16 protein-coding genes are annotated in these 15,980 nt (G+C 44.4%); 5 read left to right on the plus strand and 11 right to left on the minus strand.

The genetic code is table 11. The annotated features are described in order from the left end of the window. Positions 1-104: 104 nt before the first annotated feature. Both LPB140_RS08235 and LPB140_RS08240 read left to right on the plus strand, forming a co-directional pair. On the plus strand, positions 105-1,550 hold the full coding sequence (locus LPB140_RS08235; protein ID WP_072559419.1) for an AMP nucleosidase: 1,446 nt from the start codon (positions 105-107) through the stop codon (positions 1,548-1,550). Positions 1,551-1,740: 190 nt separating this feature from the next. Continuing rightward, positions 1,741-2,355: a metal-independent carbonic anhydrase family protein gene (locus LPB140_RS08240; RefSeq protein ID WP_198024096.1), complete on the plus strand. Its 615-nt coding sequence runs from the start codon at positions 1,741-1,743 to the stop codon at positions 2,353-2,355. A 112-nt stretch (positions 2,356-2,467) separates the two neighbouring features. On the opposite strand, the gene LPB140_RS08245 is transcribed toward LPB140_RS08240, so the two are convergent. The 11 genes from LPB140_RS08245 to ffh all read right to left on the minus strand — a co-directional run bounded on the left by LPB140_RS08245 (position 2,468) and on the right by ffh (position 11,825). Beyond that, complete coding sequence (locus tag LPB140_RS08245) at positions 2,468-4,339, minus strand: M2 family metallopeptidase (RefSeq protein ID WP_072559420.1); 1,872 nt, start codon at positions 4,337-4,339, stop codon at positions 2,468-2,470. A 125-nt stretch (positions 4,340-4,464) separates the two neighbouring features. Beyond that, positions 4,465-4,989 (minus strand): hypothetical protein, encoded by a 525-nt coding sequence (locus LPB140_RS08250; RefSeq protein ID WP_072559421.1) that lies wholly within the window; start codon positions 4,987-4,989, stop codon positions 4,465-4,467. A 22-nt stretch (positions 4,990-5,011) separates the two neighbouring features. Next, positions 5,012-5,770, minus strand: coding sequence for an alpha/beta fold hydrolase (locus tag LPB140_RS08255; protein WP_072559422.1), 759 nt, complete (start codon positions 5,768-5,770; stop codon positions 5,012-5,014). Continuing rightward, positions 5,767-6,414: a 2-hydroxychromene-2-carboxylate isomerase gene (locus LPB140_RS08260; protein WP_072559423.1), complete on the minus strand. Its 648-nt coding sequence runs from the start codon at positions 6,412-6,414 to the stop codon at positions 5,767-5,769. Before LPB140_RS08260 ends, LPB140_RS08255 begins: the two co-directional genes overlap by 4 nt. A 73-nt stretch (positions 6,415-6,487) precedes the next feature. Then, entirely contained in the window at positions 6,488-7,114 is a 627-nt protein-coding gene (locus LPB140_RS08265; RefSeq protein WP_232223380.1) for a DUF2238 domain-containing protein, read from the minus strand. Between the two features lie 4 nt (positions 7,115-7,118). Beyond that, complete coding sequence (locus tag LPB140_RS08270; protein ID WP_072560701.1) at positions 7,119-8,144, minus strand: aspartate-semialdehyde dehydrogenase; 1,026 nt, start codon at positions 8,142-8,144, stop codon at positions 7,119-7,121. A 107-nt stretch (positions 8,145-8,251) separates the two neighbouring features. Continuing rightward, on the minus strand, positions 8,252-8,644 hold the full coding sequence (rplS, locus tag LPB140_RS08275; protein ID WP_072559424.1) for a 50S ribosomal protein L19: 393 nt from the start codon (positions 8,642-8,644) through the stop codon (positions 8,252-8,254). Further along, entirely contained in the window at positions 8,641-9,387 is a 747-nt protein-coding gene (trmD, locus tag LPB140_RS08280) for a tRNA (guanosine(37)-N1)-methyltransferase TrmD (protein WP_072559425.1), read from the minus strand. Before trmD ends, rplS begins: the two co-directional genes overlap by 4 nt. Positions 9,388-9,397: 10 nt before the next feature. Further along, positions 9,398-9,862, minus strand: coding sequence for a ribosome maturation factor RimM (gene rimM / locus LPB140_RS08285; protein WP_072559426.1), 465 nt, complete (start codon positions 9,860-9,862; stop codon positions 9,398-9,400). Positions 9,863-9,886: 24 nt separating this feature from the next. Further along, positions 9,887-10,315, minus strand: a complete 429-nt coding sequence (gene rpsP / locus LPB140_RS08290; protein ID WP_072559427.1) for a 30S ribosomal protein S16 — start codon at positions 10,313-10,315, stop codon at positions 9,887-9,889. A gap of 46 nt (positions 10,316-10,361) precedes the next feature. Beyond that, entirely contained in the window at positions 10,362-11,825 is a 1,464-nt protein-coding gene (ffh, locus tag LPB140_RS08295) for a signal recognition particle protein (protein ID WP_072559428.1), read from the minus strand. 347 nt (positions 11,826-12,172) lie between these two features. Between ffh and LPB140_RS08300 the strand changes: the two genes are divergently transcribed. The 3 genes from LPB140_RS08300 (at position 12,173) to mtaB (ending at position 15,979) form a co-directional block, all read left to right on the plus strand. Then, positions 12,173-13,822, plus strand: coding sequence for a putative bifunctional diguanylate cyclase/phosphodiesterase (locus tag LPB140_RS08300; RefSeq protein ID WP_072559429.1), 1,650 nt, complete (start codon positions 12,173-12,175; stop codon positions 13,820-13,822). A gap of 85 nt (positions 13,823-13,907) precedes the next feature. Next, positions 13,908-14,729 carry a diaminopimelate epimerase gene (dapF, locus tag LPB140_RS08305; RefSeq protein WP_072559430.1) on the plus strand — a complete coding sequence of 274 codons (822 nt, stop codon included), beginning with the start codon at positions 13,908-13,910 and terminating at the stop codon, positions 14,727-14,729. Then, positions 14,729-15,979, plus strand: a complete 1,251-nt coding sequence (mtaB, locus tag LPB140_RS08310) for a tRNA (N(6)-L-threonylcarbamoyladenosine(37)-C(2))-methylthiotransferase MtaB (RefSeq protein WP_072559431.1) — start codon at positions 14,729-14,731, stop codon at positions 15,977-15,979. Before dapF ends, mtaB begins: the two co-directional genes overlap by 1 nt. Position 15,980 lies beyond the last annotated feature (1 nt).

The following is a 15,980-nucleotide window of genomic DNA, read 5'->3' on the forward strand; positions in this document are numbered from 1 at the left end:
TATTATAATGATTAAATATGGGCCGTGATAATTTTTTGCGGCCCTATTTTTTGAAAAAAGAAATTTCATCTTGATAAAGAGTGCAAATTGGTGAATAAATTTTCATGACTAATAATAATCCTAAAAAAATCGTAGATGAGCTTATACAGCTTTATGACAATTCATGCCGCAATCTTCGCGATGCATTAACAGCTTTTTTGAATGACGGCATTATCCCCACGGAACGGCAAAGGGCCGAGGGTGTATTTGCCTATCCCGAATTAGTTGTGACTTATTCAGGTGATGAAAAAAATCCCAATAATAATTTGGCATATGGCAGGTTGGAATCCGAAGGCATTTTCCGTTCCACCGTCACCAGACCACAGCATTTTGCCCAATATTTGTTAAGCCAGCTTTTATTATTGGATGAACAATTTGATGTGAAATTTGAAGCAAGGATTAGCCAACAAGAAATCCCCTTCCCCTATGTGCTTGACGGAACAGATGGGTTAAATTTAGGGGAGAGAAACCCTGCTGAAATTGCAAAATATTTCCCGTCCACCGAACTTGCCCATATTGGTGATGAGACCGCCGATGGTTTGCTTCCCAAAATGGAGGATGGATCGCGGCCCTTATCCTTATTTGATGGATTGCGCACAGATTTTTCATTGGCAAGATTACAACATTATACCGGAACAAAACCCGCAGATTTCCAACGTTATATCCTTTTTACAAATTATCACCGCTATGTTGATGAATTTGTTAATTGGGGCAGCGCACAAATTGGTAAAGGCACATATACCGCGCTTGCCGGTGCAGGCGGCATATTGATTGAAGAACCCAGTGAAGACCCATTAAAATTGGTCGCGGACAGCGCATGGCGGCGTTTTCAAATGCCTGCTTATCATTTAATGGCCCCTGATGGTAAGGGGATTACCCTTGTCAATATTGGCGTTGGCCCATCAAATGCAAAAAATATTTGCGACCATTTGGCGGTATTAAGGCCCGAAGCATGGTTGATGATTGGCCATTGTGGCGGCCTGCGTGAAACACAGCGCATCGGCGATTATGTATTGGCGCACGCCTATCTTCGCGATGATCATATTATGGATAATGTTTTGCCGCCCGAAATCCCCATCCCTCCTATTGCAGAGGTGCAGCAAGCATTGGCCAGCGCAGCGGAGCAGATTTCTGGAACAAGCGGCGCCGACCTTAAAAAACGGATGCGCACCGGCACAATTGTAACAACCGATGATCGCAATTGGGAACTTCGCTACAGCGCCTCTGCACTGCGTTTCTCGCAATCTCGCGCCATTGGCATTGACATGGAATCCGCCACTATCGCGGCGCAGGGATATCGTTTCCGCGTGCCATATGGCACATTATTATGCGTGTCAGACAAACCTTTACATGGTGAAATTAAAATGCCCGGTCAGGCAAATCGTTTTTACGAAGAGGCAATTGCGTCGCATTTACAAATTGGTATTCAAACCTGTAAATTATTAAAAGATGCGGGCAACAGCCTACATAGTAGAAAGCTACGTGCGTTTAATGAACCTCCATTTAGATGAAATAGTTGTAAATTAAATTAATGCACTCCATATATGAATAAACGGGCCGGGCCCCTCTGGCGTATTTGTTTTTTAACTGATGCGTGATGTCGGACCGTTTATAAAAGGGGCAGTTTTCCTAAATTACCCCCTTTTATATTTTTTATATCGACCATAGGTCTCAACCATTAGGTCTCAAGGGAGTATTTTTATGAAGATTTCACATTTTTTATTGGCCGGTACCGCAGCTTTGGTTTTGGCTGCATGCAGCAAAACCGAAACTGAAGGCACGCCTGTTAATGAGGTTTCATCAACTGAAACAATTTCAGATGAAGCTGCTTCTGCGCCAATTACTGCCGAAGAAGTAACCGCTGCGCAAATCGCATGGGGCGAAGGCATTGTTACAATTGGCAAGGCATTTTTGGACAAAGGCGATTATAAGGCAGCTGCAGAAAAGCATATTAAAGAATTTTATGGTTATGAAGAAGGCGATGTCGCTTTTAAGCCTACTTTGGCAGCAGCAGACCAATTTCGCGGCAGTTTCGAAGAAGCATTAAGCTATTTCATCGGCACGGAAAATACCGAAGATAAAGGTTTTGCTCTAAAACCATATACAAAAGTACGCTGGGAAAATGACAAAACCATCATCGATGGCGACAGCGCGATGGCAATGGGTAATTATTATTTCACCGATACACAGGGCAAAGACACCAAAGTTGAATATAGCTTTGGGTATAAGCGCGACAAAGACGGAAAATTGAAAATCAACTTGCACCACAGCTCGCTTCCCTTTGCGCCAGCAGCAGCACCAGCAGCAGCAAAATAATGTAAAATTTATAAAATATGGATGCGGCAATAATCCGTCCATTATCAAACAAGAAAAGGGCCAGAGCGATATGCTCCGGCCCTTTTTATTGATGTGAAGTCATTATTATAACTTACCAGCCCTTTTTTTGGCCCTTATTTTCTTTTTTCAACCATGCTAATAATGGCGCGAAATATTCAATCATCGCCTTGCCTGACATTTGACGAGTGCCGGTAAATGCCTCCAAAGCATCGGGCCATGGTTTTGATGCCCCCATTTCCAACATTGCATTTAATTTTGCGCCAACTTCTTTATTTCCATAGAAAGAACAGCGATGCAGAGGTCCTTTCCATCCGGCGGCATCACATGCTGCCTTGTAAAATTGGAATTGCAAAATTCGGGCTAGGAAATAGCGCGAATATGGGGTGTTCCCCGGGATATGATATTTTGCGCCAGGATCAAAATTTTTCTCACTTCGCTCCACAGGCGGGATAATTCCTTGATATTTTAACCGTAAATCGGTCCACCCCTTATTATAATCACTGGTCGCAATTGACCCATCAAACACGCCCCAACGCCATTTATCAACCAATAATCCAAAGGGTAGAAACGCCACCTTATCCATTGCTTGACGTAATAATAATCCAACATCCTTATCCGCACCGGGAACATTAGATTTGTCCAACAAGCCAATTTGCACCAAATATTCAGGTGTAATGGACAATGCAAGCATATCTCCAATGGCCTCATGGAAGCCATCATTCGCGCCATTTAAGTGCAGATAATCCTGTTTATTGTAGGCGCGTTGATAATAATTATGGCCAAGCTCATGATGGATAGTCACAAAATCATCACCATTCACCTTAATGCACATTTTAATGCGGATATCATCAACATTGTCGATATCCCATGCCGATGCATGGCACACAACCTCGCGGTCTTGTGGTTTTGTGAATTGCGACCTTGTCCAAAATGTTTCTGGCAATGGATCAAACCCCAATGAAGAGAAAAAAACCTCACCAGCTTTCACCATTTTTTTGGCGTCATATTCTTTTGCGATTAACAAATCGGTTATATCATAACCAATATCGCCCGCGCCCTCTGGTGCGACTATATCATAAATACCGCCCCATTCCTGCGCCCACATATTACCCAATAAATCCGCGCGAATTGGCCCTGTTTTGGATTGAACCTTATCACCATATTTTTGGTTTAATTTATTACGGGTATAGGTGTGAAGTTCATCATATAATGGTTTTACCTCCATCCAAAGCTGATCCATTGTTTTTGCAAATTCATCGGCGGGCATGTCATAACCCGACCGCCACATGCTGCCCACATCGCTAAAGCCCAGCTCTTCTGCGCCTTCATTTGCAATAGCGACCATTTTTGCATAATCTTCACGCATTGGCCCGCCTACATTTTCATGCCAGCTTTGCCACATTTCCTTTAATTCTTCGGGATTGCGATTGGTCCCCATCGCAGCTTCAATGTCGCTGCCGTTCATTTCTTTACCGTTTAACCTACCCTTCCCTTTGCCATAGGCAGAGTTTAATTTGGTCGCAATTTCATTTAATTCGGTCGCTGCGCCTTCGGTGGTCGGCGCGGGCAGTACCAACCCACCCCTAATCATATTTAACTTGCGTGCAGTTTCAGCTGAAAGCCCAGGGATATTTTGATATTTTGCTGCTTCTAAAGCAAATTGCACCGACATTTCTGTACCCTTTGCCCCTGCCTTCGCGGCCAATGCATCGGTATCTTCGGTAATATAGGTTGAATTGACCCAATAAATTCGGCTTGCCTCAACCGAATAATCAAATGATTGTTTTTCAACATTGGCAACAAATGCCTCTGCATCTTGCACGGTCAATGGCTTGGCCTCACCGACAACCTCGTCCGCAGCGACCTCATCCATTTCAGCGTGGTTCGCCATGGCTGGCTGCGCCATTGTTGCGATTGACAATGCCAATATTGATGACGCCATTTTGGGAAAGCGTTTAATCATCCTCATTCTCCTAAAAAATCCTAAAGCTAAATTATAATTACATGAATGCGTAATTTATGAATAAAGTTTTGCGCCATTGGCGGCCCATGGTCAAGGTGATTGCACTTAATATTCAATAAAATTGCTCAAATTTTCTTTTTCATAAAAAAATTCTGAACAAATAATATGATGATGATGCCAATCAAGCTGATTAAAAAGGCAATATTTTTCGGTATTTGCATATTTGCTGCCAATTTTGCCATCTTATCATCGCCGCCCATTTGCCAAATTTGAATATTTTGGCAAATTGTTTCGGCATAATCAGTTAAGCAAAAAATTGCTGCTGAGAACATGATTAACCAGCCTAATTTTACATAAAGCGCCGATGATTTTTTTGACAAAACCCGCCCCGCTCCAAATGCGCCCATGGAGTAAATTGCGATAAAAAATAAATCAATTGCCATGCTTAATCGGGCCATATCCAATTGGCCGTTTATCATCCAGCTATCCTGAATTTCATTGACCCTGGCTGCATTTGTCGCCAATTGATGGTCCATTATACCGCCGATGGTGATGTCATTTACGATATGTCGATTTAGAAATATCATCATGGAAAGTAGGATTATGCCGATAAGCCATAATCTTAACCAATATTTCTCAATATATTGCATGCGCCCTCCCTTAATGAAGAATTTATGTTTGTTGCAGAAATTCAATCATTTTACCTGATAAATCCGTCTCAACCACGCTGCTCATATGCGTGCCTGAAATTTCATAATAAATGGCATTTGATAATTTCTCCGCCAATAACGGGGCAGAGCCATTATCATCATCGTCACGCCCACAAATCACCGCCATGGGCAGGTCAATTTTCAATAAAGCATCCACATCCATTGAACCAAAGCTGTTTAACAATAAGCGTGCAGCAATAGGATCAATTTTCTGACTTTTCATAAATTGAACGGCAAACCAGTGGGCATCGCCGCGTTTCACCGTTTCTCGTTTATCTATGGCATCGATAAAAAATTGGCGGCGGCCATCCCATCCGCTTAACCCCTGCCATCCCATGCCGGTCAAAATCGCCCTATTCGGCTTTACCCCATTGGTCAGTAATTTTGCCGTTGTTCGCGCACCCAATGAAAATCCGGCCAAATCATAATCGTCCCATGCGAAATAATCCAACAGGCATAATATATCCTGAACCAACACATCATTGGGGTAGGCCGCGGGATCATGCGGTGCGCTGCTCTGCCCATGCGCACGGAAATCTGGCATCACCACATGAAACCCTGCATTGCATAGCGCCTGCGCATGACCAAATTTAATCCAATTCATCTCTGCGCTGGAAAATAATCCATGCAGCAATAATATGGGCCGCCCGCTGCCCATTTGATGAATTTTCAATATATTCCCATCAAATGACATAAAATCCGTGCTGTTTAATATACTCATCGGGCCTTTAATCCTTTTTCTTTCATCCGCCAAATGGCCAATTCGATGCGGTCTTGACCAAAAAATGGCTCTTCATCAAAAATCAATGTGGGAACGCCCCAATGGCCGCCTCTCTCCAATGCCTTTTGATTATCGGCTATTTCCTTATCCAATTGCGGCGCATCATTTAACGCTATTTGTTCCATTTCGGCAAAGTTCAATCCGGCACGCATCGCTGCCTCTGCCAAATATTCACCCTCATGCCAATTGATGACACCGCCCCAAATTAATTGCGACACCTCATCGGCAAAGGCAAATGATCGGCCCTGCCGCGCGGCCACTTGGCCCAATCGGGTCAAACGATATATATGCGGCTGATCAGGGGAAATTTCCCGCGTCATCATATTTTGTTTGATGGGGTCGGGATTTGGCATGGCCATATTTATCCCGTTCTTTTGTGCCACGCGCATCACATCACGGACTGTATAGCTTAACCAATTGGGATGATTTCGTTCAAAAAAATCTGGCTGCCTAATGGCAAGTGGATAAACGGGCCGTAAATTTAATATGACGTCATATTCATGCAACATGGCGCGATATTTCGGCATTGCCAAAAAACTATAGGGTGAACGAAAGGACCAAAAAATATCTGCGGATAATGTCATGGCTTATTATGCGAATTTATCGCCCATTTTACCAGTATTTTATGACCGCGAGATGAAATAGATGCGCCGAAAATTAATGATCAATCCATTTTTTCACCGGCCAATAAAGCGTCATTGCGCCAATCGCCGCCAGCGCCATATCCTTTTGCGCGTCCCAAATATCGCCCTGTTGCCCATTATAACGGGCTGCGGTTTCACCCGCCATAAATATGGTAAGCAACCATTCAAATATTTCATAAATACAAGATGCCGCCAACACAAATCCAATGGCCAATTTTACCGAAAATGACGCGCTATGCCCCGCGCTTTTTGACAATTGCGCAAAGGGTAATAAAGCGCAAAAACCAAAAAAATAATGCACCAATCGGTCATAATGATTGCGCGTCCAACCCATTATCTCATTAAGATGAAAACCGAATATATCCTGGCTCCAACGATTATAGGGGACATTGCTATATGCATATCGCCCGCCAATGCTGTGCAATATTAAAAATAGGATGATAAAGGCCAGCGCTGCATCGTTAATCGGCCATCGGCGCAGAAGCAGGGGGGAGAAAATTATCAGCAACATTGTGGGCAAATGTTGCATCCATGCCATTTCGGGGAATGGCTGATTTATTTGAACAATTAAAATAACTGCCAATAAAAGCCCGATGAGCAACTTACGATATCGAAACTCATCAGGCTTTATATTGATCAACAATTTATCCCTTTTTCAAATGGCGGCGGCCAAGTAACTCGGCAATTTGCACCGCATTTAATGCTGCACCTTTACGCAGGTTATCCGAAACGCACCACAGGTTTAAGCCATTTTCCACGGTCGTATCTTCACGAACGCGGCTGATATAGGTTGCGCTGTCGCCCACACATTCAATAGGGGTAATATAACCCTCATTTTCACGTTTATCATATAACATGATACCGGGCGCTTCACGTAAAATATTTTGCGCTTCCTCGGCGGAAATTTCGCGTTCAAATTCAATATTGATGGACTCGCTATGCCCCACAAATACTGGCACGCGAACACATGTCGCCGATACCTTAATCTTGGGATCCATAATTTTTTTGGTCTCAACAACCATTTTCCATTCTTCTTTGGTCGAACCATCGTCCAAAAATACATCAATATGCGGAATGACATTAAATGCAATTTGCTTGGTAAATACATTATTGCTTTTTTCATCACCAACAAATACCGCGCGGGTTTGTTCAAACAGCTCATCCATACCGGATTTCCCTGCGCCAGAAACCGATTGATAGGTGGAAACAATAACGCGTTTAATACCAGCCGCATCATGCAATGGTTTTAACGCCACCACCATTTGCGCAGTGGAGCAATTGGGGTTTGCGATGATATTTTTCTTTTTATAACCATCAATCGCATCAGGATTTACTTCTGGCACAATTAACGGCACATCAGGGTCCATACGGTAAAGTGAGCTATTATCAATAACCACACATCCCGCAGCAGCAGCCTTTGGTGCATAAATTTTCGTGGGTTCTGAACCAGCAGCAAATAATGCCATATCCCAACCGGTAAAATCAAAATGTTCTATATTTTTGACTTTTAATGTCTTGCCGCTATCGCCAAAATCAATTTCCGAACCCGTAGAGCGCGGGCTTGCAACCGCCGCAATTTCATCAATTGGAAATTCACGTTCTGCCAAAATGTTTAACATTTCGCGGCCCACATTTCCGGTCGCCCCAACAACTGCAATTTTATAGCCCATTTTATTTCCTTTACCCATTTTATGACGCACATAATGAAACAGCCGGCCTATCCTATGAAGGAGAAGCCGGCTGCAAAAAAATTAAATTTGATTATTTGTTAAAAAAATCAATCCGCTTTTGCAGCTGCGGCAGCAGGTTTATGATCCCGGCGCTCTGCAATACGTGCCTTCTTACCAGTGCGGCCACGCAAATAATATAGCTTCGCACGGCGAACAACACCACGGCGAACCACGGTAATGCTGTCAACATTGGGTGAGTAAAGGGGGAATACCCGCTCTACACCTTCGCCAAATGACATTTTACGCACGGTGAAATTTGAACCCATTCCGCGATTTGAACGCGCAATACATACGCCTTCAAAATTTTGAATACGGCTACGTTCGCCTTCAACAACTTTCACGCCAATACGCAAAGTGTCGCCAGCCCGAAATTCAGGAATGATTTTGTCTTTTTTAAGAGCAGCAATTGATTCTTGCTCTAATGTTTGGATGAGGTTCATGGCCCATCTTTCTTTTTCTTTTTCTGCACATCAGAGGGCGACAGGACCGGAGCATTCCTATAACGCTCCCACAAATCTGGCCGCCGTGACCGTGTATCTTGCTCCGATTGGCTTTGACGCCACGCAGCAATTTTCGCATGATCCCCCGATCGCAGTATTTCAGGAACCATGCGCCCCTCCCATTTTTGTGGTCGGGTATAATGTGGATATTCAAGCAAACCATGTTCAAATGATTCTTCAACTTCACTATCCGTGCCGCCCATTACGCCAGGAAGCAAACGAATGCAAGCATCTAATATCGCAAATGCCGCAGTTTCACCGCCGGAAAGGACAATATCGGCAAGACTAACCTCTTCTATTGGCCTTGCTTCAAAAATTCGTTCATCAAATCCTTCAAATCGGCCGCATAAAATGGTGACTCCACTGCCCTGCGCCAATTGCCGGATTCGCGCCTGTGTAATCGGCCTACCCCTTGGCGTCATTGCCAAAATAGGGGCATTGGGCTGTTTCAACAATGCATGGTCAACCGCAGCTGCGACAATATCCGCGCGCAGCACCATGCCCGCGCCGCCACCGGCGGGGGTATCATCGACACTTTTATGCTTATCTGTGGCAAAATCACGAATATTAATGCAATCCAGTGACCAATCGCCTGCTTCCAACGCGCGTCCCGCAAGGCTATGTCCCAAATGGCCGGGAAACATATCGGGATAAAGTGTCAGGATTTGGGCAGCAAAACTCATTTTTGTTTGCTTATATATCGATAAAGATAGAGGAAATAATGATGGGATTTGGGAATTCTAACACAGAATCCTTATTCATCGGCACCATGAATTTTTTTCCATTTTCCCGCTGAATCTCAATAATGTCACCAGCGCCAAAATTTTCAACACCAATGCATTTGCCCAATGGCTCGCCAGTGTCGGAAACACAGGGCGCACCAATTAAATCCTTATAATAAAATTCATCTTCCGATAGCTCAGGCAATTCCTCATGCGGAACCAATAACTGTGTCGAACGCGCCGCCTCGGCCATATTGCGATCAGTAATTTCTTCAAAACGCGCCACTGCACCAATTTTATGCGGGCGTATTTTTTTTAGGGTCAATGCCCCATCATTAAATTTTTTATATTTTTTGAGGCTGGCCAAATCTTTGGCAAAGATTTTTAACCGAACCTCTCCCGTTACACCATGCGCACCTGTAATGGCGGCCAACATAACGGGAGGTTTCTGGGCCAATGCTTAACCTTCAGCTTGTTCTTCGCTCGCCGCTTCTTCAGCAGCAGCTTCTTCAGCAGGCGCAGCTGCGGCTTCTTTTGCAGCTTCTTCTGCTTCAGCTAATTTAGCAGCTTTTTCTTCTGCACGTTCTTTTGCATTGGCGCCTGGCTCACCCTTTTTCGGGTTATTACGCGCGGCGCGTTCTTTAACGCCAGCTGCATCAAGGAAACGTGCAACACGGTCAGAAGGCTGCGCACCTGCATCCAACCAATGTTTTGCACGTTCTGCGTCCAATTTAATACGCTCTGGATTATCCTTTGCAAGAAGCGGGTTATAGCTACCGATTCTTTCGATAAATTTACCATCACGTGGCGCACGCGCATCGGCGACAACGATTCTATAATAAGGACGCTTTTTTGATCCACCGCGGGACAAACGCATTGCTACTGCCATAATATTACCTACTTACCTTTCAAATTATAACTTATATTTTAATTACTTAATGCTTTTTGTTCATTAATTTTGCTAATTCCGGGGGCAGGCCGCCTGCTGGCCCACCAAATCCGGGAAGACCACCGGGCATTGCCGGACCGCCAGCCGAAGGACCGCCCAAATCTGGCATTCCGCCCTTACCAAACATGGCAGCAAGTCCTTTTAACCCGCCCATTTTCTTAATCTTTTTCATTGCACCGGACATTTCCTTGTGCATTTTCATAACCTTGTTAACCTCTTGCACCGTGGTCCCCGAACCATTGGCAACGCGGATTTTACGCTTTGCGTTTAATAATTCTGGCTTAGCGCGTTCTTTTTTGGTCATAGAACTGATAATCGCATCCATACGCAGCAAGATTTTATCATCCATGCCGCTTGCCGCCATGGCCGCCTTTGCCTTTTTCATGCCGGGCATCATACCCGCCAAAGCACCAAGGCCGCCCATTTTGGTCATTTGGTTCAATTGCGAACGAAGATCGTCCATATCAAATTGACCCTTGGCCATTTTGGCCGCCAATTTATCGGCATCATCCTTTTGGATGATTTCGCTTGCTCGCTCAACCAGGCCGACAACATCGCCCATACCCAATATGCGGCCCGCAACACGTTCTGGATTAAACTCCTCTAACGCGTCCATTTTTTCGCCAACGCCGGCAAATTTAATCGGCTGTCCAGTCACTGTACGCATCGACAATGCTGCACCGCCACGCGCATCACCGTCCATACGGGTCAACACAATACCGGTTAAATTCACTTCATCAGAGAAGTTTTTGGCGACATTCACCGCATCTTGGCCGGTTAAGCTATCCACAACCAGCAAAGTTTCCTGCGGCTTGCCAATTTCGGCAATCGCCTTCATCTCCGCCATCAATGCGGTATCGACATGCAAACGGCCCGCCGTATCAAGAAGCAAAACGTCAAAAGCCTGTAACTTTGCGGCCTGCATTGCCCGCTTTGCAATATCAACAGGAAGCTGACCCGCCACAATGGGCAAAGTCGCCACATCAATTTGCTTGCCCAATATCTCCAGCTGCTCTTGCGCGGCAGGGCGGTTAACGTCCAAAGACGCCATCATTACCTTTTTACGCTCTTTTTCTTTTAAGCGCTTAGCAATTTTTGCCGTCGTCGTGGTTTTACCCGACCCCTGCAAACCCACCATCATAATAACAGCAGGGGGCGTTACAGCAAGATTAAGCCCACTGGTTTCGCCGCCCAAAATGGAAATCAAGGCATCATTTACAATTTTGACAACCTGTTGGCCCGGCGCAACTGACTTTAAAACCTGTTGACCAATGGCAAGCTGGGTCACACCATCAACAAATTCTTTTACAACTGGCAAGGCGACGTCCGCCTCCAGCAAAGCAACACGCACTTCGCGCATCGCCAACAGCACATCTTGTTCATTAAGCGCACCACGGCCACGCAAACGGTCAAAGACCCCGCCTAACCTATCGCTCAACTTATCAAACATAAATGCTCCAAATATAATAAAATCACGCAATAACTTATAGCAAACAGAAAACGCCGGTGAGCGAATCTTCGCCGACCAGCGTGACATATAAAATGCCTCTTTTATGCGATAAACTATCAAATAAATAATCTATGAGACGTTTATCTATATGGATTGACCAAAAAAGCAAGCCATAAATCGCACCATAGACCACAATATTATGTTTTGGAGGGCATGTTATTGAGAGGAAAATATACAGTAACGCATAATATCATCAATAATGGCTAATATATATTTTTGTAAAAATTAACCATTTTTTGAGGACTCTCCTTCATAAAAATATATATTATAACGAAAATGGAATTCAAATGACCGAGTTACCCCAAAAATCTGAAACTGAATCCAAGAAATTTGAAGCAAATAAGCTTTTATATAATGGCCTGATGATAGCTGCGCTAATATTATTCGTTGGCGTGGGTGGTTCAGTTGGGACCGATATGGTTCGCGGATATATTGGCAGCAGCCGAGGCGCGGACCAAGCCATGGTCACCGCGCTTATATTAAACATCGCGCTTATCATGTTGGTATGGCGGCGGACAATGTCATTACGTGACGAGGTTGTTGTTTATAAACAGGCTGAAATTCGCGCCCAACATATGGCGATTACCGATCCATTGACCAATTTATATAATCGGCGCGTTATTAAAGAAAAAACTCATGAGCTTAGCCTGCGTGCATCGCGTCGCGGCAAAACAATTTCATTTTTGATGCTGGACCTTGATGGGTTTAAGAAAATCAACGACCTTTATGGCCATGATAGCGGCGATCAATTGCTGCGCGAAGTGGCAGAGCGTATGCGCGAAACCCTGCCCCCCAGCAGTGTTATTGCGCGTCTTGGCGGTGATGAATTTGGTATGTCGATTGTTTTTGAACCTGAATTTCCAGAAACCATCGACCGTATTGCCGAAGATTTAATTGAGGCATTGGCCCGCCCCATCATGATTGATGGAAACGCCCAAAATATAACAGCATCAATTGGTATTTCGCGTCCTGATTTGGATTGCGCGTCAATTGATATGTTAATTCGCCGTGCCGATATTGCTCTATATGCCGCAAAGAAAAATGGCCGCAATGGGTATTGCTGGTTCGAAAGCGGAATGGAAATAGAACTTCGCACGCGCAACAGCCTTGAAACTGATATTCGCGAAGGCATTGCCAATGATGAATTTGTTCCGTTTTTTGAACAGCAAATTGACCTTGCCACCGGTGAAATTGTTGGCTTTGAGATGCTTGCACGTTGGGTGTCGCCTATAAGGGGGCTTATCTCACCTGATGAATTCATTCCTGTTGCCGAAGAAACCGGCATGATTGACGAGCTATCCCTTAATGTCATTAAAAAGGCATTGATTGAGGCGAAAAACTGGCATCCAGATTTAAGCATTTCGGTCAATATTTCTCCTGTTCAACTTCGCGATCCCTGGCTTGCCCAAAAAATTGTGAAATTATTGGTTGAAACAGGCTTTCCCGCCGATCGTTTAGAGGTAGAAATTACCGAAACTTCGCTATTCAAAAACCTATCTTTGGCACAATCCATTGTCGGCAGCTTGAAAAACCAAAATATCAAAATTGCTTTGGATGATTTTGGCACCGGATTTAGTTCATTGGCACATTTACGCGCCCTGCCCTTTGACCGGATTAAGATTGACCGCAGTTTCATTACATCAATGAATGATAATGCGGAAAGCAAGGCGATTGTTTCGGCCATTACCGGGCTTGGCAAAAGCTTAACCGTTCCAATTACCGCAGAAGGTATTGAGGATGGCGATATGATACCTGCTTTAGTCGAAATTGGATGCAGCAAAGGTCAAGGTTGGCATTTTGGACGCCCAATGAACATTACCGATGTGCGCAATTTATTAAGCTCCAAAGATTTATTGGTCGCGCCATCGCGTAAATTGGAAACGACCAAGGAACAACGCGAAGCCGCACCTGTTGGCGACTTAAAGAAGCAAGCATGAATTTAGCGATAGAGAAACAGCTTAAAAATAGGCTGTTTCTCATATTATCTGGACTTAATCGCCTTGCCCCCTTAAATCGCGGAGCATGAGCAAGATTTTATTTCATAAAATGCACGGATTGGGCAATGATTTTGTCATTATTGATCAACGCGTCAATAATGATGCAATTGATAATTTTGAAATAGATAAAAGACTTGCCCAAAAAATTTGTGACCGTCAATTTGGTGTTGGATGCGACCAACTCATCATCTTAAAACCCAGTGATAAAGCGGATTTAAGGATGGATATCTATAATGTAGATGGCACGGCTGCGTCTGCATGCGGAAATGCATCGCGCTGCGTTGTGTCTTTAATGGGCGCGGATTGCACCATTGAAACCAATGGCGGGATTATTTCAGGCAGCTGGTCGAAAAATAATTGCGCCGTTAATATGGGCAAGGCGCATTTTAACTGGGATGAAATCCCCCTTGCCTATCCCGTGGATAATATGAATATTCCTATGGCATGGGATGATATAGATGGCGGGGCGGTGGTCAATGTCGGCAACCCGCATATTGTTTTTTTTGGTAATCAATCATTATTGGAAAAATGTGAGATTAGCGGCCTGAAAATTGCAACTGATCCATTTTTCGTGAACGGCGTCAACGCAAATTTCGCTCATATATCCCATGATAATATCATTCATTTAAATGTATGGGAACGCGGCGCGGGGGCAACAATGGCATGCGGCACGGGCGCATGCGCCACCGCCGTTATCGCTATAAAAAAGCGCCTTGTCTTATCCCCTGCCACGGTTCGGCAAAGGGGCGGCGATCTTGTCATTTCATGGCAGGAAGGCGGCGACATCATCATGTCTGGTCCAGCGACCTATGTGTTTAATGGCGAATTTAATCCGGAAGAAATTTAATGGCTGGCCCCGAAGTCATCACCATGGGTTGCCGCCTTAACATCGCGGAAAGCGCGGTTATAGAGGAAAAACTAGCCGGTCATGACAATATTATTGTCGTGAATAGCTGCGCTGTCACCAATGAAGCTGTGCGTCAAACGCGCCAAGCAATCCGCAAGGCAAAGAAAAACGCGCCCGACAAGAAAATTATTGTCACTGGATGCGCGGCACAAATTGATCCTGAACAATTTGCCAAAATGCGCGAGGTTGACCAAATTTTTGGTAATGCCGAAAAATTAAACCTTGATCGCTTTTTGGGAGAAGATATCCGCCGTAATTCAAAAATCATCGTTGATGATATTATGCAATTAACCGAAACAGCCCCCCATTTTTCAACAATATTTGCCGAGAAAAGCAGAGGGTTTGTTGAAATACAAAATGGATGTGACCATCGCTGCACATTTTGCATCATCCCATATGGCAGGGGCAATAGCCGGTCTATCCCCGCCGGAATATTGGTAGATCGAATTAAAAGCCTATGCCAAAATAATATCAATGAAATTATTTTAACTGGCGTTGATGTGACAAGCTATGGTCAGGACCTGCCCGGCAGGCCAAGCCTAGGCAATTTGGTGGAACGTATATTGAAACTTGTCCCCAATTTGCCCAGACTGCGCCTTTCATCCATTGATGGAATTGAAATTGACGATCATTTATTTGATCTTTTGACCAATGAACCAAGATTGATGCCCCATGTGCATTTGTCCCTGCAATCTGGCGATGACATGATTTTGAAACGCATGAAAAGACGCCATAATTTTGCTCAAGCAGTCGATATTGTGGAAAAATTACAAAGCAAGCGTCCCGAAATCACCATTGGAGCAGATATTATTGCAGGCTTTCCGACCGAAGATAATGAAATGTTCCAAAATTCGGTAAAAATGGTTCGTGAATGTCATATTGTGCATGGACATATATTCCCCTACTCTCCCAAAAAAGGGACGCCTGCTGCCAAAATGCCGCAGGTTGAAGGACAGTTGATTAAACAACGCGCCAAAATATTGCGCGATGAGGTCGCCAAGCAAAAAGAGGCTTGGCAACATGGTTTAATTGGCTCAAATCAACGTATATTGGTGGAAAGCAGCGGGCATATTGGGCATGCGGAAAATTTCGCTATGGTTAAAATGGCAAAGAAAATGCTTGCCGGATCATTGGTGAATGTCCACATCACCCATATTGAAAATGGACAATTATGCGGGGAGCAGATTTAGT

Origin of the sequence: Sphingorhabdus lutea (genome assembly GCF_001889025.1) — a bacterium.
Taxonomy (GTDB): Bacteria; Pseudomonadota; Alphaproteobacteria; order Sphingomonadales; family Sphingomonadaceae; genus Sphingorhabdus_B; species Sphingorhabdus_B lutea.